Here is a 21149-nt window from a genome sequence, read left to right as displayed (position 1 = left end):
GGGGAGAACCAGAGAAAATTTTTGGGACTCGTTATGGTTCTTGTCGGGATAGAGCATTTCTGAAGAGTGTCTGAAAAAACGAGGAGATACGGCGCTTTTCTGACACAGAGAGCCTCTGGGACGGGGCTTAGGAAGGAATATCCGAGGCTTATTATGATCGCTAATGAGACCAGAGCATTTCCGAATGTGAGCTTTAAAATGGGGAATCCAGGCATTTCCTGCACAGAAAAGGGGTTCTGCAAGAGGGGCCTGAAGAAGAACTCTGGGGCTTATCATGAGTGCATCTGGGATAGAACGTTTCTGAAGATAGGCCTTAAAAAAGTGGGAATTCCGCGCGTTTCTCGCTCAGGACAAGGCTTCCGCGAGCGGGGCTGAAGGGGACCTCTGGGAGGCGTCAGGCCTGTCGACGGAGTAAAAGTTTCTAAGGGTAGGCCTCAAAAAGGTAGGAATTCCGGGCCGTTTCCTACCTCGAAATGGCTTCTATGAAGGAGCCTGACGGAGAGCGCTGAGGGGCGTCATGAGTGCTACTGGGATAGAGAGGTTTCCGAGGGTAGGCTCAATAAACGTGAGAATTCCCAGCGTTTCCGGCCTTCGTAGAGAGGCTGTCACGTTAGTACAGAGGGATCAGGACGGCCGCCCCAAAGACGCCGTCCTGATGCGGGGTTAGTGATCGAGGTGGATCGAGCCTGTGATTTTGCCGAGCAATCTGATGGAGCCCTCTTTGCTGTCTTTGTCCCAGGTGACGGAGTCTATGGGGACTTCGAAGCCGCTATATTCTTTATTATCGCTCACAATTTCAAAGAGTTGTGTGGTTTTGATCCCCAATCGCCGGATCAGGATCATATCGCCAACAGTCATGAGATAGACCCCCGGGCGGATGGTGTGGTCACTGCAGGTGACGATCAGCACATCCTGTGGGCGGATTGTGGGGTGCATACTATCATCGCCGCGGGCCTGCATGAACAGAATACCCTCTGGATCTGAGCCCAGAAGGGAGGCGATGAAACTTCTGGAAAAGGGGATTTTCCGCGCTTTTTTCCAGTCATCTGACACAATGGCAGCCCCAGCAGCGGCTTCTGTCTGGAAATAGGGAACCGCCATCATCACCTCCCCCGCACCCTCGGTGGGCAGTGCGTTCATTGGGCCGGGAGGGCGGAGGGCCCCGCTGGAGGAATCAGAAAAGCTGTGAGGCAGCGCGCCCTTGCGCTCCACCCCGCGCACGAGCCAGTCCAGCGTGACGTTGCACGCCTCGGCAAGTTCGGCGAGCTCCCTGAGGGGCGGCTCCCCTCCCTCCATATAATGCTCGAGCATTCGGGGCGGGATCGCGGTCCGGTTGCTGATGACGGCGATGCCGCCCCCTCTCTGGATGGCGAATTTCAGCCGGCGCGCCCTGGCCTGAAGGGCGGGCTTTTTCCGCGCTTCGGCAAGCTCCTCCTCCTTTTCCGCAGCGGTGAGCTCGCCTTCGGGCTTTCTGCCATGGCGTTTATCGGCCCCCGACATGGAGCCCTCTCCGCTCAGAAGCCACTCGAGCGACACGCCGCAGGCAGCGGAAATAGCCACGGCGGCGCTGGCTTTCATGTCCCTGCCTGAAGCATAGGTGCTGAGTGTTGGTTTGGGGATGCCGGTTGCCTTGGCAACATGGCTATTTCCGCCCCCGAACTGGATCGCCTTTGCGAGGCGCGTGCACCGGTCTTGCACGGACTTCTTTTTTTCGTAAACAAGTCTGCTTGCCGGTAAAAGTGATTCTGCTGACATAGTCCCTCAAATACGCACTCTTCCGCAAAAAACACACGCAACGGGAACATCAGTGAGAAACGTAAAGATGTCTGTTCGCGTTATGAGTAAGTTTTGTAAACTCGCGCATATTATATGGCGTGGAAACGCGGTGTAAATCTGGAAGTCATAACGCGTTCCTGCTGTGGTTGAAGAAAAAGGGAGGCCTTACCCTCATACTTATCTAGATTTACGCCTCTTTATTATAACAAAAACAAATGAATTATTGAAGCGATAAAAGAAGCGCCAAAATGATAGATCCATTTTCCTGTCTCTATACTCTCCTCCTCAAGTCACAACGTGTAATTAAGCGTAGTGTTTACGCTTAATAAGGGCGATTACGGCCGGTTCTGCTTGGAAGAATGTCCAGACAGAATGAAGAGACACACGACCGGAATCAAAACAACAAGCCATCAAGACAAGACGGGTATCGTTTCCTTAATAAAGCGTTTTTACGCCAATAAATAACCTTTAAAATTGGTATAAATATGATTTATGGTTTTATTATGGAAAGTAATGTTGAGACATAATATTTACACAAATGTAAACATTACAAAAAATTAAGGTTTTTTGTTCGCGTTATACATTGTTTTTTGTAAACCTGTACCTATTATGAGGACAGAAACGCGGTGTAAATCTGAAAATAATAACGCGTTTCAGTGGTTGAAAAGACGGGAGAGCCCTTCTCCCACAAGACGGATTTACATTTATGAACTATTGCAAAAACGGAATGGATATCGAAGACATCAAGGGAGCCCTGCGCAAAACATACGGGCCATTGACGGCTATTTCTGAAAAGCTGGGCTTTAACAAAAATGCGATCAGCTCGGCTATTCGCGTTTCGGGCTATTCTATTAATCTTGAGCGCATTATTGCCGAGCTTCTGGGAAAATCGCCTTTTGTGGTGTGGGGTGACCAACGCTTCAATGAAGATGGAACGCCGGTCAAACGTTCCCCCTCCCCGCGGAAATTCAAGGAAATTCCCTCCAAATTCTGCCGCCGGACGGAGATGGAGCCATGATACAGGAATTTGCAACCATCCCTGAAATTGTGGCGATGAACCTGCCGACCTTGCCGACGCGTGTGCCGCTTCAGGTCCGGGCAGAGAAAAACCGCTGGGCGCGGCCGGAATGGGAAGGCATTTATTGGCGGCCCCATAAGGGACTGGGCGGCGGCGTTGAATATTCCTACCTGCTTATGCCGAAATTGGCCCAGCTTGAATGGGTCCGCCGGCTGGTGGCCGAAGATGCCACCGCGCAGACAGAAGAGGAAAAAGCCCGCGCCACCGCCGCTGCTACGGGGCACGCTGCGATCTGGGCGGCCTATCAGGAGGCGAGTGAAAACCAGAAACGCGCCGGGATGCGGGCTTTGCAGATCCTGCTTTCGCTCGAGCATCTGCGCCGCGCGGGATGGAGAGTTGAGGAAGCCGTTGCCGCCCTGAAATGCGAATATAAGACCAGCCGCGCCAGCGTCATGAGGTGGCGCCAGAATGTGCGCCCCTTGCCGCGGGAGCATTGGCTGGCCTATCTCACCCCGCAGAAAACCGGGCCGAAAGCCCCGCGTTATCACTGCTCGGAAGAGGCATGGTCCTTCCTCAAAACCGACTGGCTCCGGCCGGAAAAACCGACCCTCGCCGCCTGTTACCGCCGCCTGAAAACGGCCTCGGAGCGCAATGGATGGATCATCCCCTCGCGCAAGACCTTCTCACGCTGGCTGGCCGAATTGCCGATCGAGGTGGTGACCCTGGCACGCGAAGGGCGGGAAGCAGTGAGGAAACTTATTCCGGCTCAGGAACGAGATAAGAGCTGCTTTCATGCCATGCAGGCAGTCAATGCGGATGGGCATTTATGGGACGTGCGCGTTCAGTGGCCTGACGGCACGATCGGGCGGCCGCTTATGGTGGCGTGGCAGGATATCTATTCCAACATGATTTTGAGCTGGCGGGTGGACCGTTCTGAAAACACCGATGCGATCCAGCTGGCTCTGGGTGATATGGTGGAAAAATACGGCATTCCCTCGCGCGCGTACCTTGATAATGGGCGGGCTTTTGCCTCCAAGCGCATGACGGGCGGGGCGAAAACGCGCTTTCGTTTCAAGGTGCGCGAGGGCGATGCGGCCGGTGTGATGACCATTCTGGGCATTGAGACGGTTTTCGTCACGCCTTATAGCGGGCAGTCCAAACCCATTGAGCGCGCCTTTGGCGATCTGGCGAGTGATCTGGCCCGCCACCCGGAATTGGCAGGCGCCTATACCGGCAAAGACCCGCTCAACAAGCCCAGCAATTACGGGGAAAAGGCGATCCCGATCGAAAAATTCCTGAGCGTGATTGCCGCCGGAATTGAGGAATATAACGACCGACCCGGCCGCCAGAACGCGATTTGCCGCGGCTTTAAATCCTTCCGCCAGGTCTTTGAGGAAAGCCTGGCGCATGTGGCGGTGCGCAAACCCACACCCCAGCAGCGCCATCTCTGGTTGCGGGCGGCCGATAACATCACCGTCAACCGCCAGGATGGCTCCTTCCGCTTTATGGGAAACCGCTATTGGGCGGCCTTTCTGCGCGAGCATCGGGGCGAGCATCTCATTATTCGTTTCGACCCCAAAATGTTGCATGAGCCGATCCATGTCTATAATCCCGCGGGCGCCTTTCTGGGCGATGCGGATGTGATTGAGAAAACGGGTTTTGACAATCTCGCCGCCGCTGCGGAGAAAAAACGCGCAGAAAAGCAGCTCCTCAAGGCCGCAAAAATGCAGCTTGAGGCGGAACGCGCTCTGGCAGTCTCCGATCTGGCAAAATTATTACCAGATCGGAATGATACAAACGTGAACATTACGCAACAGAAACTAGTGACGCCTTTCCGCCCGGGTCCGGTCGCTGTTACGCCCAAAGAGCCGTCAGAGAGTGCCAGGATCCAGAATTGCGGGGAAGAGGATGAGGATCAGGGAACGGTAAGCATCCTCAATTTCATCCGCCATCAGGGCTGACCGTACGAAACGCAAGCGAAACGAGTAATGACATGAATGATGACACACACCCGCAGAGCGGGGCGGATCATGCTGCCCTGATTGCCAAGATCAAGGCCCTTCAGGAAGGCGCTCAGGGCGTCACCGGGGGGGAACCTCTAAGCCTGGCGCAGATCAGCCGTGAATCCGGTATTCCCAAATCCACTTTGAGCCAGTTTCTCAACGGGCTTTATGAGGGCAATAATGAGAAAATAGCCCGTCAGGCGCAAAGCTGGGTGGAGAGCCATAGTGCCCGCCACCAGATCAGCGCTGCGCAGAAGGAGGCGCCCGGCTTTCTCATGCTGCCTTCGTCGCGGCGCTGGTTGCAGGTCTTTGAATATGCCCAGCTGGCCCATGATATCGGGGTGGTGACGGGCGCTCCTGGCACGTCGAAAACCTGGAGTGCCGAGCATTATTGCCAGACGCACCCCAATGCCTGGCTCATCACGGCCGATCCTGCCTTGCGCACCCCGCGCGCCCTGCTTCACGAGATTGCCGAAGCGGTGGACGCGCCGGTAAAATCCGGCCCCGGGCTGGTGCGTGCTCTGATCGGGCGGCTGAAAAACACGGCGGGGCTGCTGATTATTGACGAGGCCCAGCACCTCACGACCGAGGCGCTCGACCAGCTCCGCTCGCTCAACGATCAGGCCGGGATCGGGATGGCCTGGATCGGCAATGAACCGTTACGGGGCCGGATTGAAGGGATGGAGCAGCAGGCCGCCAATGCCCAGATTTTCAGCCGGGTGGGGATGTGGAAATCCCGCAAAAAGCCGACAAGTGCCGATATTGAGCAGCTTCTCACCGCCTGGGAGGTGGAAAATGCCGAGCTGGAGCCGCTATTGCGCTGGATCGCCCTGCGTGAAGGGGGGTTGAGGGAGCTCGATAAAACGCTGAAATTCGCCTTTTATATTGCCGGAAATGAGAAACGCAGCGCCCTGCTCCGCTCCGATATCGAGGCGGGGTGGAACCAGCGCAAACCCACCCTTCTGCCGCATATGGCTCCCTCCCGGAGCGTGACAACACACGAGATGGGAGCGCGGTCATGAGCCATGTCCTGACCGAACGCCTCTCCCATATCCTCGCCCTGTCCGAAGATGTGGCCCTGACGCGCACGGAGATCATCGAGGCGCTGAGCAATGTCAGCCCGGCCCTCGGCACGGTCGGCATTTTAAGGGACGCCCTGATCTCCCAGCAGGAGGTACGGGGCCTGCCGCATCATTGCAGGCTCTGGAGCATTCTGGTGTTCTATCTCGAAACATTGCCCCGCACACTCTCCCTGCCCGATCTCTGCCGCCAGCTGCAAAGGGAGGCCCAGCCCCCGGCCCTATCCGAACTCTTCCGGCAGGATGCGCGCCAAACCTTCTGGCCCCACCGAAAATTCCGCTTCCTCCGCGCCGCCCACCGCGCCCGACAACGCGAAGAGATCGGCCGAGGCAGCGCGTAAGGAGGGCCTATCAGAGAAAGGGGTGCCGGAAGGGTGCCCCTTTTTTGGAGGGGAGCTCTTACAACCTGCCCCCTCTGAGGTCAAAGCGCGCTGTTATTGGAAGCGATAATGCTTTGTTTTTTGGCCATATATTGTGTCCAGCGGGTCCTGCTCTCCACCTTTTTCGTCGATTAATTTGTGAAGGAAGGTCACATTACCGACGAGAATATCATGGGTGATTTCGCCAGGTTCTGGGCCGCCACCCATATCTCCAACCTCGACAAAACGAACCTTCCCGGCATATTTATGGTCCATTTGCGTTATAACGTCACGTAGTTGCGTCACTGACAGTGAACCATAGTTCTTGCGGATATATTCTTCCGTCCCTGGAATAACGCCCTTCGCCGTATATTCACTATATAGTTTCATACTACATCTTTGTTCTTTTATAACATTCATATGGCTACATTTTTGCTTGTCTTCCTGCTTCATCTTCAAATCCACGGCTTTCCACTCAGGATCGATAACCGGCGTCAATTGGGCCAGTGCGACGCAGGGTAAGGAAACGCCGAGGCAGAGGGCTAAGAGGGACTTTTTCATTAGGGTGGTGCTCCATTGGGACGTTCTGGAACGTGCCGGTTAAGAGACAGAACATGCTAGGACCTTATTTAAAGAGACATTGCGTCTTTATTAAGGAAGCGTAAATGCGTGGTGAGAGATTCCCACGCCCCCCTCTGACGTCAGAACCGTTCGGTTATTCATAGCGATAATGAACGGTCTTTTTGCCAAAGAGCGTATCAAGTGGCTTTTGCTCCCCGCCTTTTTCATCGATTAACTGGTTGAGAAACGTAACGTTATCGACAAGAATATCATGGGTAATTTCGCCAGGCTCTGGGCCGCCATCTACATCTCCAATCGAAACATAACGGACATGCCCTGCATATTTACGGTTCATTTGCGTGATCACGTCTCTTAATTGCTTCACAGACAAAGACCCATATTTTTTGCGAATATATTGTTCAGTGCCCGGTTCAACACCTTTGTCAGTGTATTTGTTATCTACATTTGATGCACATTTTTGTGCTTGTACGATACCAAGACCACTATGATTGCATCTATTTTTTTCCTGCTTTATCTTTAAAGCCTCAGCTTTCCACTCAGGATCTATAACCGGGACAAGTTGAGCCATGGCTACACACGGCAAGGAAACGCCAAGGCAGAGGGCTAAGAGGGATTTTTTCATTAGGGTGCTCCATTGGGACGTTCTGGGACGTGCCGGTTAAGAGACAGAACATGCTGGGCGGTTATTTAAAGAGACATTGCGTCTTTATTAAGGAAGCGTAAATGCGTGGTGAGAGATTCCCACGCCCCGCCTTTGGCGTTAGAACCGTTCGGTTATTCAAAGCGGTAATGTTTTGTTTTTTTGCCAAACATTGTGTCCAGCGGGTCCTGCCGGCCGCCTTTTTCATCAATTAACTGGTTAAGATAGCGGGCATTTTCCTCAACCATATGATTCGTGATTTCGCCAGGCTCTGGTTTCGTGGAGCTTATATTATCGACGTAACGCACATGGCCCGTATATTTGTGATTCATCTGCTTTTCGACATCTTCCAACTGTGACACAGACATGGAGCCATATTTTTTGCGAATATATTCTTCTGTGCCAGGCACGACGCCTTTCGAGATATATTTTTGTCGGACTTCCACGGTACAATTTTGTGCTCTTACGATATTCAAACGGTCACAGTTCTTTTGATCCTGCCTCATCTTTAAATCAATCGGTCTCCATTGCGGATCGATAACCGGCGTCAATTGGGCCAGTGCGACGCAGGGTAAGGAAACGCCCAGGCAGAGGGCTAAGAAGGACTTTTTCATTAGGGTGCTCCATTGGAAAGTTCTGGAACGCGCCGATTAAGAGACAAAACATGCTGGACCTTATTTAAAGAGACATTGCGTCTTTATTAAGGAAGCGTAAATTATGGGGTCAGAGGTAATGATCGAGAGAGGTTATTTCCACGGCGCCCTGACATCGAAACCGCCTTGTTATTCATAGCGATGATGAACTGTTTTTTTGCCAAAGATCGTATCGATCGGATCCTGCTCGCCACCTTTTTCGTCGATTAACTGACTCAGATTACTGACATCCTGGACAAGCATATCATGTGTAATCTCGCCTGGCTCCGGGCCACCTCTGACGTCTGCAATATGCACATAACGAACCTTACCGGCATATTTATGGTTCAGCTGATTTATAGTATCTCTTAATTGTGTCACAGACATGGAACTGTAATTTTTACGGATATATTCTTCTGTACCCGGAATCAATCCTCGTGATTTATAGGAATTTCTAAGATTTCTGGAACAGATTTGAGACTGTACTATACCAAGCTTATCGCATTTTTGATGATCTTCCTTTTTCATCTGTAATTCAGTGGCCCTCCACTGAGGGTCGATGACCGGGACAAGTTGAGCCATGGCTACACAGGGTAGAGAAACGCCGAGGCAGAGGGCTAAGAGGGATTTTTTCATTAGGGTGCTCCATATGGACGTTCTGGAACGTGTCGGTTAAGAGACAGAACATACTGGGCGGTTATTTAAAGAGACATTGCGTCTTTATTAAGGAAACGTAAATACGTGATGAGAGATCGCTCACTCTTTGGAGCTTTTGCTTTCCTTCACTTCCTCACGGGAGGAAGTGTGAGAGACGTCGAAAGGGAGGGTGCCTTGTTGGGCGACGTGGCGGAAGGTTTGACGGATCAGCTCGGAGCTGGTCAGGCCCATATGTCTGAGCACATGCGTGGCCTTTTCTTTCACGTCCTTCGAAATTCGGGCGCGGATAATGGTGTCTTCAGGCATTTGTCTTCTGGCATTTCTTTCACAGTTTTTTCAGATAGGGCTGACAGTGCCTGTCATTAGGGATAAGGCTGCGCATTAAGCTGTTCCTGAGGCGTAATCCAGATAGCAGGGATGCGCAGCTTACGTATCTTTGGTCTTATGGGGGCTCTGTTTGGAGGGACTGTTTACAGAGGAACCCTTAGGGAGAATTCGTTAGACAAAGAAAAGGCGGACACTCTCACACTGCCCGCCTATGATGTCAGAGCACCTTCCTACTCATAGCGATGATGAACGGTCTTTTTGCCAAACAACGTGTCGAGCGGGTTTTGTTCTCCGCCTTTTTCGTCTATTAATAGGTTAAGGTACGTCACATCATCGGTAGCAATATCATGTGTGATTTCGCCAGGCTCTGGCCCGCCATCTATATCTCCCACCGAGACATAACGAACATGGCCTGCATATTTATGGTCCATTTGCGTGATCACATCTCTTAATTGCGTCACAGACAGGGAACCATATTTTTTGCGGATAAATTCTTCCGTCCCCTCAACGACGCCTCTTTCTCTATAGGCCTTTCTAAGATTTCTGGAGCAGATTTGAGACTTTACTATATTCTTTACCTTATCGCATTTCTGGTGATCTTCCTTTTTCATCTGTAATTCAGTGGCCCTCCACTGAGGGTCGATCACCGGGACAAGCTGAGCCATGGCTACACAAGGCAAGGAAACACCCAGACAAAGGGCTAAGAGGGATTTTTTCATTATTGTGTTCCTGTATTACTGAAATTCTGAAGATTCTGAGAGCTCTGAAGATCGGCTTCAGCTCGTTGATTTTCCAGCGCACTCTTTGGCGATTTTGTCTTCCTTCGCCTCCTCACGGGAGGAAGTGTGAGAGACGTCGAAAGGGAGGGTGCCTTGTTGGGCGACGTGGCGGAAGGTCTGGCGGATGAGCTCCGAGCTGGTCAGGCCCATATGTCTGAGCACATTTATGGCTTTTTCTTTCACATCCTTCGAAATTCGGGCGCGGATAATGGCGCCTTCTGGCATTTCTTTCACAGTTTTTTCAGATAGGGCTGACAGTACCTGTCGTTAGGGATAAGGCTGCGCATTAAGCTGTTCCTGAGGCGTAATCCAGATAGCAGGGATGCGCAGCTTAAGTGTCTTTGGTCTTATGGGGGCTCTGTTTGGAGGGACTGTTTACAGAGGGCCCCTGGGTGAGAATTCGTTAGACAAAGAAAAGGCAGACCCTCTCCCACGGCCCGCCTTTGGCGTCAGAACGCCCTTTTATTCATAATGAACATGTTTCGTCTTTCTGCCGAAGATCGTATCGATCGGATCCTGCTCGCCACCTTTTTCATCCATTAATTTATGTAACCAGGTAACATTACCAACGAGAATATCATGGGTAATTTCGCCAGGTTCGGGACCGCCATCAATATCTCCATCAGTCTTGTATCGAACACGGCCGGCATATTTGCGATTCATCTGTTTTTCGACATCTTCTAATTGTGTCACCGACATAGAACTATAATTTTTGCGAATATATGCTTGTGTTCCTGGGACCATTCCCTTTGCCACATACTGATTATAAACTTTCACAACACAGTCTTGTGATTTTATAATACCAAGACGACGACAATTTTTCTGCTCTTTCCGCATTTTTAAATCGTCTGATCTCCATTGCGGATCAATAATGGGCGTCAGCTGAGCCATGGCTACACAAGGCAAGGAAACACCCAGACAAAGGGCTAAGAGGGACTTTTTCATTATTGTGTTCCTGTATTACTGAAATTCTGAAGATTCTGAGAGCTCTGAAGATCGGCTTCAGCTCGTTGATTTTCCAGCTCCAACTCTCTGATTCTTTTTTCTTGCTGAACATCAGCTTCAATTTTTTGAAGCTTTATGTCAGCAGACTTTTGATGTTGAAGAATACTATTTTGAGTCGCAATCAATTGTAATGTAGCACTCAAACTATTATCTCCGAGTGAAGCGATTTGTTCTTCCTGTTTTTCAATTTCTTTATCTAGTTTATCATTTTGTTTTTGAATCGCTTCAGTCGCCTGCATCTTTTTCATAAGATTATCAGTATCGCGATTAGCCTTATCGGAGGTCGAGGACTTGGAAGCAGAGGAACTAGAAGAGGTGGAACCTCCTCCGTCAAAGATGTTTTGCAATTTCGCTTCAGCGCTGACGCCATCTTTGGGGATGTTATAGGCTTTTGTGAGATCTGCCCGGAGGTCTTTTATAAAGGACTTGGAAGAGGGATCGAGCTTCTTGAAGGCATCGATGGAATCCTGAACATCCTGGACGGTTTTCAGAGCATCATCTATGCCTGACGTTAAGTTTTTAATGGCGCCTTCTGGCATTTCTTTCACAATTTTTCAGATAGGGCTGACAGTGCCTGTCATTAGGGATAAGGCTGCGCATTAAGCTGTTCCTGAGGCGTAATCCAGATAGCAGGGATGCGCAGCTTAAGTGTCTTTGGTCTTATGGGGGCTCTGTTTGGAGGGACTGTTTACAGAGGGCCCCTGGGTGAGAATTCGTTAGACAAAGAAAAGGCGGACACTCTCCCACGGCCCGCCTTTGGCATCAGAGCACCTTTCTATTCATAGTGATGATGAACCGTCTTCCGACCAAAGATCGTATCAATCGGGTTCTGTTCCCCGCCTTTTTCATCGATTAATACATTAAGGTAAGTCACATCATCGACAAGGATATCATGTGTGATCTCCCCAGGCTCTGGCCCACCGTCAGCATCTCCAACCATGACATAACGAACATGGCCCGCATATTTATGGTTCATTTGCGTGATCACATCTCTTAATTGCGTCACAGATAGGGAACCATATTTTTTGCGGATAAATTGCTCCGTCCCTTCAACAACTCCTTTTGCTCTATAGGCCTTTCTAAGATTGGTGTGGCAATTTTGACGTTGTACAATACCAAGCTTATCACATTTTTGATGGGCTTCTTTTTTCATCTGTAATTGAGTGGCTCTCCACTGCGGGTCAATAATAGGAACAAGCTGGGCCATAGCTACACAAGGCAACGAAACACCTAAGCAAAGGGCTAAGAGGGATTTTTTCATTTTGTTGCTTCCGTATTGATTAAAGTCTGCGCACCCTTAAGAGCATTTAGATTATCTTCGGCGCGTTGATTCTCCAGCTCCAACTCCCTGAGTCTTTTTTCTTCCTGAATATCAGATTCAATCTGTTGAAGCCTTATATCAGCAGCCTTTTGATGCTGAAGAATACTATTTTGAGTCGCCATAAATTGTAATGTAGCGGCTAAACTATCATTCCCAAGTGAAGCCAGTTCTTCATCTTGTACTTCGATTTTGTTATTTAAATCATCATTTTGTTTTTTAACAATTTCAATTGACTGTATTTTTTTCATAGAGTCATTAGTATCGCGATTAGCCTTATCAGAGGTTAAAGACGCGGAACCAGAAGAGCCGGATGAGCCAGAACTACCACCATTGAACATTTTTTCCACTTCGGCAGCCGCACTGATGCCATCTTTAGGGATGTTATAGGCTTTTGTGAGATCCCCTCGGAGGTCTTTGATAAAGGATTTGGAAGAGGGATCAAGCTTCTTGAAAGCAGCGATAGAATCCTGAACATCCTGGACGGTTTTCAAGGCATCGTCTATGCCCGACGTTAATTCTTTAATGGTGTCTTTACCAAGGCCAAGTGCATTCTCAATTTGCTGCTCTAATTGAGTAGCCGTATTCCCGGCTGTTTTAATATTACTAACGTCTGTGGTCTGGATGCCTGTGGGATCGTCCCCGGCCTGTGCTTTATCAAGGGCGAGGCCTGAGAAGAGAGCGATGCCACAATAGAGCATCAGACTATTAGAGCATTTATTGCGATACCATCGATACTTCATACCCGCCATCCCTGAATGGTGATGTTTGCGAAAAGAGACTCCAGTTACTATAATTTTATTTAATCATTAATTATGTCTTTATTATGTCCACTAAGCGATAATCGCCGCGTCTTCTGCGCGGTCAGTTCAAACGCCCTATTCAGGGCCGGATTCAGGATCGAAAGCCCCCCCCTCCCCTAATTCCCGGCGGTGCGGATCAGGGTGGGCCAGTCGCCGGGGAGGACGTTTTTGCAGAAATGGGCGCGGTAGCGGTAAGCGGTCATGACGAAATTCCGGCCATCGAACCGCCAGGTGCCGTTTTCCCCGCAGCCGGCATTTCCTTTGGCAGTGAAGGAGAGGCTGGCGGATTTTTCATCATAATCGGGGTCGATCAGCATATTGCCATCGCCTTCCTCCTGCGTGCCATTGATTTTCGGGTAAGGCAGGTTCAGAGGCTCTGAGGTTGTCGGGTCTTTCAATGAGGTGGTAAAGAGCAGCGCATTGCCCTGATATTCCCCCACCGAACAGAACAGGATCACCAATGCTTTGCGGTCATTCAGGGCGTAAGCGCCGTCTGTATGTTGTTCGGTATCGCATTGATGGGCCTTCAGCGCCTTGAGCTGTGCGGTGCGGACGGCATGTGTGATCGCCTTTTCCCGCTCGCGCGACAGAGAGGGAGCGGGCGTTATAGGTGCCACAAAAGGCAGAGGGCGGGGGGCGGGCACGTGATCGTCAGAAATCTGACCCGGCTGGATGAGGGCGGTATCGGTGCCGGTCCGGCCCTGAGCGTCATCCATCGCCCCAAGTGCCTCTTTCAGACCGCTCAGCGAAATGGTGCGGTCTTTCGTCACAGACAGGGTGGTGCCCTGAGAAAGCCTCCCCACAAACGCTTTGACCGCTATGGGATCTTCCAGCGTGTAGCCTGTATCAGACAGGCTCCAGCTCTCTTTTGCGATACCGAGTGGTGCGCCATTGAGTGTCACCTTACCGGGCGAGGCGGCCGCGCCCTCAAGAGTGAGTGCCAGCTTTCCGCTAGGGCCGGCCTCTCTGGTGATTTTGAGGGTGGTGGGCAGGGCGTCCCCTTCCTTCTCGGAAGCAGAGCCCTCTGCCAGGCACGCGCCGGTGTTATCGCAGGTCAGAAGCCAGTGAGTGAAGGGCTTGTAAATCGGGAAAGGATTTTCCTGCCCGGCCAAAACTCCGGCCAGTGCTCCGGTCTGCACTCCGGCCAGTGCTGATGACGCGGAAACCAATAATGGGACGGCTGCGATGAATGACCTTACCAGGCGCATAAAACTCCCTTTCTCTCATTATTACGTCATGGAGTGTCAGATTCTTTGAGCAAGCCTGACATTTATTTTATGATTGGTAAATAGGATTATGACCGGCCCCGTATTTATAAGAGCTTTATTTATAAAATAGGCGATTGATCACGCCGGGATTCAGACGTAGTGTTTCCTGGGAGGGTTGCTTCTGGTGATCTTTTAGGCGTCCCCCCTTCTATCCTGACGATAAGATAAACGCTGAGTGAGGCCATCACTTCCATGAAAACTGAACGTTATCTTTTAAGAGTGCCCGATGACACTGCCAGGGCTGACCGGCATTATGAGGATAATGAGGGCCCGCTTTCCCCCACGCAGCTTGAGCAGATCCGAACGCTGGCCGCGCTGGAAGCTCTTGAGGATGAGGATTTTGAGGAGCGGCTCTTTTAACGCCCATATTGCCGGATATGAGGAGAATGCATGGATCGAGGCACAGTCTTAAAGCAGGTTCTCCAGACGCTGAACCTCTCCCCAAAGCGATTTGCCGAGCTGATCAAGGGCAATGAGCTGACGGTCCGCAGTTGGGCCCGTGGCAGGAGTCACCTGCCCGCAGATATAGAGCAATGGGTGCAGAAAATGGCCCATTTCCTGCAGGAAAACCCGCCGCCAGTCAGGAATAGAGAGGAAGACCGGTAACGGATCCCTGTTTCCCTGAAAAGGACGTTACCCCCCGCTCCCCAACATCTTCGTCACCAGAGACGGGTCTTTATCCAGCATGGCCAACAGCACCATGGCGGGGCCTGTGGGGGCCCTTCTCCCCTGCTCCCAGTTAAGAAGCGTCCCCTTCGCCACGCCAATCGTCTGGGAAAATTCCTGCTGGGAGAGGCCCGTTTTAGCGCGAATTTCTCTCACATTAACCGCCGGGACACGGATATGATGCAGGGTCACCGTGCCCCCCATATCACCGCCACTCTCTCTTTGGGCAAAAGCGAGTGCTTCATTCAAACCCTGCATGATACGATCGGCTGCCTTACTCATAACGTCCTCCATAGGCTTCCACCAAGGCGCGTGCCAATTTTACCGCCTGGAGAAAGCCCGGCTGTAGGGTTTAATGCCATAACCCCTCACCACGCGATGGAGGCGCGGTAGAGGGTTGGCCAGAGATGGACCGCGCGGGGGTCGCATTGATCGCTCCTGCGGTGAAAGGAGATCAGGTTGAATCTCTGCCCGTCATAAGCCCACCGGCCACTCGTGCCGCAAGTGTCAAAACGGGCCGTCCATTGTGTAAAAGAAAGAATGCCGGTCCGGGGGTCATAAGCGGGGTTGGTCAGGTTGTTGCCGGCATCCGGCTCAGCCTCGCCATTGACCGCTGGATAAGGCAGAGAGAGGGGCTTTGCGTGTGCGGGGTCGGAGGCCGGGGCGATATAGAGGTGGTAGTCGCTTTGAGGGGGCCTCGCCTGGTCGGCTCTGGCTTGATAGGACCCGGCCACATTGATCAGCATCACCAGCACGTTCTGACCGGGGCCGGGGAGGCTATAGGCGACGTCGCGCTGTTTGCAGAGCGCCGCCTTCTCTGCGCAGGGGAGATTCTGAAGTTTGCGGATTGTGGAAATAATGGCGCCATAATCCGGTTTCTTCCCTTTTTCATAAAACATGGGCGGCCTGGCTGGAACGACAGGCAGAGGCGGCGCAGTGGGCACTGTGCTCGCCGGGTTCATCCCCGGCCGGATGAGGGCGGTGACGGTGCCGACCCGGCCCTGGGCGTCATCCATCGCCAGAAGGGCGGCTTTCAGCCCGTTGAGCGAGATCGTATGACCCTCCGTTACGGTCAGGGTCGTGCCATCACCGATCCGTGCCAGAAACTCCTTTGCCTTTTCAGAATAAGTCAGGCTGTATCCGCTATCGACAGACTGGCCGTTACGTTTCTTCAGCCCCAATGTCACACCATCAAGCGCCACATTCTCAAGCTGGAAGATCTTTTTACCATCAAGGATGATCAATAGGTGCCCCGCCGGGCCGCCATCGCGCACGATATAGAAGATCTCCCCCTCGCCCTCACCGCCGCTTCCGACTGTGCTGAACGCATCGCACCGGGCGGTGTTATCGCAGGCCAGAATCCAGTTTTTGAAGGATTTATAAAGGGGCAGAGGCGTTTTCAGCCCGGAAGGTGCGTCGGAGGAAAAGGCTGGAAAAGCGGGCACCATGAGTGTGGCGGCCACGATTACGGACATGACAGGGCGCATAAAGCTCTCTTTAGTGAGGATCAAAGCTCTTCCCATAACCAGTTCTTTATTGATGAATCGTTAATCAGAGTCAAACCGGAGTCTCTGCTGAAATAGGTCCATTTTTGAGAAAGAATGGGGCTGCCTTATTTAGGACAAAATTAGTCCCTATAACTGCCTTAATGTCATAGAGGGCCCTGATATTTCTATCGAAATCTCATCCGGGCTCGCAGTCTCTTTGTGGTTTATTATTAATCAATGGTTGGCACTCATATGGTTACTTATATTAAAACCCCTTCTCTGACCCCGGAGGCGCTGATTGAGTTCAGCGTTACCGAGATTACCTCCATGATTCTGGCGGGCGCCTTTACCCACCATTCCCCGCAGGAAATCAGCCTTCTGATGGAAGGCATGGCCCATATGAGCGCGCGGACAGCGGCGCATTTCCTTATCGAACAGAACGGTGCCGACCTCAGCGAGGACGATCCGAACATCATTGCGGGCTTTCAGCAAACCGTGGAACGTCGCGTCCTGACCTGCCTCAGGGAGCTCAATAATGGCTGACCGTGAGACATCCGCCCCTGAAACAGTTCTTGAGGGGCCAGAATCTTTTCTGAGCGACATTCTCTCGGAAATCCGGCGTCATTACGCCCGCAGCGATGCCCGCCGCGCCCGGTCCCCCTCTGCCCGATCACTCGAAACGTTGGAGTTCGGCGCGATCGAGCCCGAAACACTCAGCCATTTCATCACAGAACTGACCCACCTCCACCAGAGCCCCACCCGCCCAAGTCTCAACATAATTATGACAAAACTTATGGGCAGGAACGAGGAGGAAATGGGGCTGGGGGCTGTGTGAGGGGGGGGCTGGTTACGATTCAGGAATCTTCCGGTCAGATTGAGAAAAAGAGTTCCAAAGAATAGCAGCATCGTGGCTTCTCCCAGAAGCGCAAAAATACTGATGTCATAGCCGAAAAAGCTCCTATGAGGCAGGGAACCATAGGCTTCAAGATGCCATACGGGTAACTGAAAGATAAAAAAGGCCGTCCCCAACATTATTACTGAGAGCCCCAATATCATGACCGCCCCCCTGAAGAGCCATCTCTCAGCTTTAGAAACTTCCTCCAAGCGGGAAAGGAAATGCCTGATCCTTACCAGGGCAGGCACGCCAAAAGCCACGTAAATATGGGTATAATACTTTAAAATCCCGAGAAACAGTTCATAATGATAATGCATGAAGATAGCTACCAGGTCATTCATGGAGAAAGTTCCTTTCGTCACTCTTTCATCATCCGTAAGGGCTGACGGCGCAGTGCCGGCAAAGAGGCCTCTTTCAGCGTTCCTTTTCCGGCTCCATCCTTTTCTGCTCCAGAACAGCCCTGATGATTAATCCACCTCCCGCAAAGAAGAAAAGCCAGGAGAGCATCAGAAACACGGTCGTCATCACATGATAATGCTGGATTTCTTTTTGGAAATCGGCCGGAACAAAATGCTCGTTCATGGGATAGAGAAAATCCCACATATGGATATAAGCCCCCATAAGGAGCGCAATATCGAAGATAAGAGCTATGCCGAAGCAAAATACCCCCGCCGGAATTTTCCACCAGACGGAGTGAGGCACCTTGCGTAGGTCGGGTAAAAATATCTTCAGAATGGCAAAGGCCACCCCGAAGGAACCGCCATAAACGAGCAGGAGGCGTTTGGCGATATCGACAACAAAGCCGTAATCATATTTAAGAAAGCCTGCAATAACCGCATTCATCTCGCGACCTCGGACAAAATCTTCAGGATTCAGATGGTTTTTCTACTGCTAAAGATGGCTAGAATGATTAGTAAAACTCCCATGAAGAAGAACGATAATGAGTAGGTAAATGGTTGATAAAGATTCTCTAAATTCTTTACGAATATGTCTTCATACCAGACATTAGAGAACTGATTACTTTCTCTATGATGCACCACAGTCAGCATGCTAAAATAATTCATTGCATATGAACAAATTACTCCGAAAATGGCCATAACTACACATAACTGTCCAAAAGAAAGACACCATTTAGCAGAACACGAGATTTTTCCCGAAAGTGCAAAAGAAGCTATAAGAACAGATACATAAAGCGAGAAGAGAGTTTTAACGCCCGTAAATATGGGAGCGTAATCATACGTAATGAAATTCATTGCGAGATCATTCATAGGGGACCCTCTTTACAGCCTATACGTCTCATCATTCAGCCCCTATTTGCGGCAATTGAGACGGGATTTCCGAGATTCCGAGGAAGTATTCACCCCTTTTATGGCGTAAATAAGGTTGTCAGGGTTTGGGGGACATAAATTTTTATCCAGCCTTTACCTGAGTAATCGGAACATAATTAAGGTATTTCCTTACAAAACCATGTGTAATTTCAGGATATTAGGGTCCGAAATACTGTAAAATCCTTTTTTTACTTGCCCTGAAAGAGCCTGACAGCCTATATTCAGGATAGAAATTCGCCTCTTTCGGCACGAATGTCAGAGAGGGCCGCAGGGCCGCGCTTGTGGGTTTTTCAGTGGGAGATCATGTCATGTTTGCGGTACCGCTGATTGCAGATTTGGGAAGTGCCGCGCTTGCAGCCGCTCCAGAGGCGTGGATACCCCAGACGGAAGCCTGCGTGAGCCATGTCTGCTCTGAAAGCGGTCTGTTAAAAGCTCGTGCGAAGGAATTTGCCGACCATATCAGGCAGCAGCGCCAGGAGCTATGCACGACCATCGCCCATATAACCCTCCTGATGGATCTCTCTACGGCCAAGGCGACAGATTTGATGCTGGGCGGCTATCCGTCAGAGGCAGAAGAGATCCTGAAAGCCTTTGAACGCTTCGCCGAAAGGAATATGAAGCTGGCCGAAGGGAATATTGAAAGCGCCCGGAAGGCGACACACACGCTCGCAGGCTTTAAAAGTTACGCCTCCTTGATAGAAAATGAACTCGATCACTACCTGTCTTTAAACAAAGAGGTCATATCGAGATTGGAAGAGACATCAAGAAAGATCGCATTCTCTGAAACAATCAATAAAGAGATTAATGGGAAAGGCTTCATCTCCAGCGCCGTCAATGTCTATAAGCAGGCGATTTTTGAGATATGCCATAAAAAAGCAGAGCCGATACGCCTCAAGGATGATGATGGTTACGGGGCGATTTTTTCCTTTACGGTCCCCCTCCCCAAAGAACAAAGGCGCGACCGGGCTTTTAAACGGGATCTTGAGGGCCGGATTCACGATCAGGTGGAAAAGACCGATCCTGACGCTGTGGGGAAAATAGGCATTATCTGGGCCACTGAAGACGCTGAAGAAGCCGCATAAGAACGTGAAGGGGGAAGAATTTTTCACCGCTGCGAACGCTCTTTTCAATAAAGACCATCTTGGGGAGGCAGAGTGCCGGAGCATCGTCCATATGGCCTATTACGCGGTCTATCACACATGTGCGCGCATTCTGGGAGAGGAAGTCCAGGAAGGGAAACCCGCTGAGCGGATCACTCATCGGGGCCTGCGTGACATTATCATAAAATCGACAAACACCACCCCCGTCATCAGGGAGGCAAAACGCTTTTATAGCGGCTTACTAGCCCTGCGCATCAAGGCTGATTATGACTTGGCCGACAGCATGGATGCAGACCACGCAGATGACGCTCTGGAAAAAGCGGAAACGATCTTATACGCTCATCAAAGCCGGTAATCCCGCTTACTTCTTATGAAGTAACCATAAATAATGCGTTAATCACTCTGACATTACCTTTTCTTCTAATCACCTGATTTCAATCAGTTATGATGTATCGGTCGTTATTTGGTGGGAATATGCGCAATTGACCTTGCAGGGATATTGGGAATCTTCTTAATATGTTGGATGGATTCATCCGCCGTCAGGGGAAGATATGTTCAACCTTACTTTGTCACAGATCGTATCGAAGGTTCTTGGCACGCTTCATTGCTTTGCTGACAGGGATATCCCTGCCCTGATGACCGAGATTAAGCAGAATTCCTTGAAGGGGGAAGACGGGCATTTCCACCGGCCGCCGCAGATCATGGATGTGACGCAGGAAGGGCTGGCGGAGTCTCTGGCGGGCGGGCTGGACCGGGAGCAGAAGATTGATCTGGCGGATTGCCTTATCAACTCCCTTGAAGAAGCCTATCACTCAACCGTCCGAGAGCAGAAAAACCAGCTTTTCACCCATTATGTCGAAGCAACCGATGAGCGGATTGAGGCCCTGATCGAGATCCTTTTTCAGGAAATCCTGATGATCGCCTGCAAAAGCCTGCTCAGTGACGCCATTCTCCAGGTTCTGGAAGAGGAACGCCAGCAGAGATGGCCCAGCCACCGCACCTTTGCCGGCTGCCTGACATGGGGCGATATCCTTGAAAGACTGGCCCTGATCGACGAATTCCACACCATTTTCGATTTCGATAAAGAGAGCGTCTACCCCACGCCACATGGCTATTTTGAAGAAATCATGAATGTCTGCGTTGAGGATCATGGCTGGATTTCTGACAAGGATGGCTCCGTCCTGCCTGATGAGGAGGATTTCTATTTCCGGATTACCGAGGAAGGCTCTGCCCATTTGCAGGCGGAGCGTCCCCAGCCATAGGCAGGGCCGGAACGAACGGGTCATGAAAAGGGTGCTCGCGGGTGCCCTTTTTTTGCGACTCTTTTTTGCGAACAGATACGGCGTATGATTTTGTAAATAAAGCGTCTTTTATTATCTGACAGGATTTAATAAAGTCCCTTGAACGGGCAAATAATACTCATAAAG

Annotated in this window: 27 protein-coding genes; 11 read left to right on the top strand and 16 right to left on the bottom strand. The window is 51.0% G+C overall.

Translation table 11 applies throughout. The features are described 5' to 3' along the window. Positions 1–663: 663 nt before the first annotated feature. Positions 664–1755, bottom strand: a complete 1092-nt coding sequence (locus ACSYSY_RS01605) for a S24 family peptidase (RefSeq protein WP_491707597.1) — start codon at positions 1753–1755, stop codon at positions 664–666. A 727-nt stretch (positions 1756–2482) separates the two neighbouring features. On the opposite strand from ACSYSY_RS01605, the gene ACSYSY_RS01600 reads away from it, so the two are divergent. Genes ACSYSY_RS01600 through ACSYSY_RS01585 form a run of 4 tightly spaced genes read left to right on the top strand, consistent with a single transcriptional unit; the run spans position 2483 to position 6217 of the window. Next, a complete protein-coding gene (locus ACSYSY_RS01600; protein WP_491707596.1) occupies positions 2483–2794 on the top strand; it encodes a helix-turn-helix domain-containing protein in 312 nt (103 codons plus the stop codon). Next, complete coding sequence (locus ACSYSY_RS01595; protein ID WP_491707595.1) at positions 2791–4755, top strand: transposase domain-containing protein; 1965 nt, start codon at positions 2791–2793, stop codon at positions 4753–4755. Before ACSYSY_RS01600 ends, ACSYSY_RS01595 begins: the two co-directional genes overlap by 4 nt. Before the next feature lie 32 nt (positions 4756–4787). Beyond that, entirely contained in the window at positions 4788–5819 is a 1032-nt protein-coding gene (locus ACSYSY_RS01590; protein ID WP_491707594.1) for an AAA family ATPase, read from the top strand. Then, positions 5816–6217, top strand: a complete 402-nt coding sequence (locus ACSYSY_RS01585) for a hypothetical protein (RefSeq protein WP_491707593.1) — start codon at positions 5816–5818, stop codon at positions 6215–6217. The genes ACSYSY_RS01590 and ACSYSY_RS01585 overlap by 4 nt, the downstream gene beginning before the upstream one ends. A gap of 93 nt (positions 6218–6310) precedes the next feature. Here ACSYSY_RS01585 and ACSYSY_RS01580 read toward each other — a convergent pair whose 3' ends face one another. From ACSYSY_RS01580 to ACSYSY_RS01525, 12 genes are all read right to left on the bottom strand, one after another. After that, positions 6311–6796 (bottom strand): hypothetical protein, encoded by a 486-nt coding sequence (locus ACSYSY_RS01580; protein WP_491707592.1) that lies wholly within the window; start codon positions 6794–6796, stop codon positions 6311–6313. A 154-nt stretch (positions 6797–6950) separates the two neighbouring features. Continuing rightward, the gene (locus ACSYSY_RS01575) at positions 6951–7439 is read right to left on the bottom strand and encodes a hypothetical protein (protein ID WP_491707591.1); all 489 of its coding nucleotides are present in this window, start codon (positions 7437–7439) and stop codon (positions 6951–6953) included. Positions 7440–7591: 152 nt separating this feature from the next. After that, positions 7592–8071 (bottom strand): hypothetical protein, encoded by a 480-nt coding sequence (locus tag ACSYSY_RS01570; protein ID WP_491707590.1) that lies wholly within the window; start codon positions 8069–8071, stop codon positions 7592–7594. Between the two features lie 168 nt (positions 8072–8239). Next, a complete protein-coding gene (locus ACSYSY_RS01565; RefSeq protein ID WP_491707589.1) occupies positions 8240–8725 on the bottom strand; it encodes a hypothetical protein in 486 nt (161 codons plus the stop codon). A 120-nt stretch (positions 8726–8845) separates the two neighbouring features. Then, entirely contained in the window at positions 8846–9052 is a 207-nt protein-coding gene (locus ACSYSY_RS01560; RefSeq protein ID WP_491707588.1) for a type II toxin-antitoxin system RelB/DinJ family antitoxin, read from the bottom strand. Between the two features lie 251 nt (positions 9053–9303). Further along, positions 9304–9792, bottom strand: a complete 489-nt coding sequence (locus ACSYSY_RS01555; RefSeq protein ID WP_491707587.1) for a hypothetical protein — start codon at positions 9790–9792, stop codon at positions 9304–9306. Positions 9793–9849: 57 nt separating this feature from the next. Continuing rightward, a complete protein-coding gene (locus ACSYSY_RS01550) occupies positions 9850–10077 on the bottom strand; it encodes a type II toxin-antitoxin system RelB/DinJ family antitoxin (protein WP_491708194.1) in 228 nt (75 codons plus the stop codon). A gap of 237 nt (positions 10078–10314) precedes the next feature. Further along, complete coding sequence (locus ACSYSY_RS01545) at positions 10315–10797, bottom strand: hypothetical protein (protein WP_491707586.1); 483 nt, start codon at positions 10795–10797, stop codon at positions 10315–10317. Next, complete coding sequence (locus ACSYSY_RS01540; protein ID WP_491707585.1) at positions 10797–11405, bottom strand: hypothetical protein; 609 nt, start codon at positions 11403–11405, stop codon at positions 10797–10799. The genes ACSYSY_RS01545 and ACSYSY_RS01540 overlap by 1 nt, the downstream gene beginning before the upstream one ends. Before the next feature lie 227 nt (positions 11406–11632). Further along, entirely contained in the window at positions 11633–12118 is a 486-nt protein-coding gene (locus ACSYSY_RS01535) for a hypothetical protein (protein ID WP_491707584.1), read from the bottom strand. Continuing rightward, positions 12115–12918 (bottom strand): hypothetical protein, encoded by an 804-nt coding sequence (locus ACSYSY_RS01530; protein ID WP_491707583.1) that lies wholly within the window; start codon positions 12916–12918, stop codon positions 12115–12117. The genes ACSYSY_RS01535 and ACSYSY_RS01530 overlap by 4 nt, the downstream gene beginning before the upstream one ends. A gap of 176 nt (positions 12919–13094) precedes the next feature. Further along, complete coding sequence (locus tag ACSYSY_RS01525; protein ID WP_491707582.1) at positions 13095–14186, bottom strand: DUF1176 domain-containing protein; 1092 nt, start codon at positions 14184–14186, stop codon at positions 13095–13097. A gap of 252 nt (positions 14187–14438) precedes the next feature. Between ACSYSY_RS01525 and ACSYSY_RS01520 the strand changes: the two genes are divergently transcribed. Both ACSYSY_RS01520 and ACSYSY_RS01515 read left to right on the top strand, forming a co-directional pair. Then, positions 14439–14606, top strand: a complete 168-nt coding sequence (locus tag ACSYSY_RS01520) for a hypothetical protein (RefSeq protein WP_491707581.1) — start codon at positions 14439–14441, stop codon at positions 14604–14606. Positions 14607–14636: 30 nt separating this feature from the next. Continuing rightward, on the top strand, positions 14637–14852 hold the full coding sequence (locus ACSYSY_RS01515; protein ID WP_491707580.1) for a helix-turn-helix domain-containing protein: 216 nt from the start codon (positions 14637–14639) through the stop codon (positions 14850–14852). Between the two features lie 27 nt (positions 14853–14879). Here the strand turns inward: ACSYSY_RS01515 and ACSYSY_RS01510 are convergent, their stop codons facing one another. Continuing rightward, complete coding sequence (locus ACSYSY_RS01510; RefSeq protein WP_491707579.1) at positions 14880–15194, bottom strand: helix-turn-helix domain-containing protein; 315 nt, start codon at positions 15192–15194, stop codon at positions 14880–14882. Between the two features lie 86 nt (positions 15195–15280). Then, the gene (locus ACSYSY_RS01505) at positions 15281–16435 is read right to left on the bottom strand and encodes a DUF1176 domain-containing protein (protein WP_491707578.1); all 1155 of its coding nucleotides are present in this window, start codon (positions 16433–16435) and stop codon (positions 15281–15283) included. A 216-nt stretch (positions 16436–16651) separates the two neighbouring features. Between ACSYSY_RS01505 and ACSYSY_RS01500 the strand changes: the two genes are divergently transcribed. Then, on the top strand, positions 16652–16942 hold the full coding sequence (locus ACSYSY_RS01500) for a hypothetical protein (protein WP_491707577.1): 291 nt from the start codon (positions 16652–16654) through the stop codon (positions 16940–16942). Further along, complete coding sequence (locus ACSYSY_RS01495) at positions 16935–17234, top strand: hypothetical protein (protein WP_491707576.1); 300 nt, start codon at positions 16935–16937, stop codon at positions 17232–17234. Before ACSYSY_RS01500 ends, ACSYSY_RS01495 begins: the two co-directional genes overlap by 8 nt. A gap of 474 nt (positions 17235–17708) precedes the next feature. Here ACSYSY_RS01495 and ACSYSY_RS01490 read toward each other — a convergent pair whose 3' ends face one another. After that, the gene (locus tag ACSYSY_RS01490) at positions 17709–18137 is read right to left on the bottom strand and encodes a hypothetical protein (RefSeq protein WP_491707575.1); all 429 of its coding nucleotides are present in this window, start codon (positions 18135–18137) and stop codon (positions 17709–17711) included. A gap of 793 nt (positions 18138–18930) precedes the next feature. Between ACSYSY_RS01490 and ACSYSY_RS01485 the strand changes: the two genes are divergently transcribed. The 3 genes from ACSYSY_RS01485 (at position 18931) to ACSYSY_RS01475 (ending at position 20984) form a co-directional block, all read left to right on the top strand. Then, the gene (locus ACSYSY_RS01485; protein ID WP_491707574.1) at positions 18931–19704 is read left to right on the top strand and encodes a hypothetical protein; all 774 of its coding nucleotides are present in this window, start codon (positions 18931–18933) and stop codon (positions 19702–19704) included. A 4-nt stretch (positions 19705–19708) separates the two neighbouring features. Beyond that, positions 19709–20077, top strand: a complete 369-nt coding sequence (locus ACSYSY_RS01480) for a hypothetical protein (protein ID WP_491707573.1) — start codon at positions 19709–19711, stop codon at positions 20075–20077. A gap of 196 nt (positions 20078–20273) precedes the next feature. Next, entirely contained in the window at positions 20274–20984 is a 711-nt protein-coding gene (locus tag ACSYSY_RS01475; protein WP_491707572.1) for a hypothetical protein, read from the top strand. Positions 20985–21149 lie beyond the last annotated feature (165 nt).

The organism is Aristophania sp. ESL1100, from assembly GCF_058511235.1.
The sequence above is the reverse complement of the archived record's forward strand: the minus strand, read 5'-3'. Positions and strand labels throughout refer to the sequence as shown.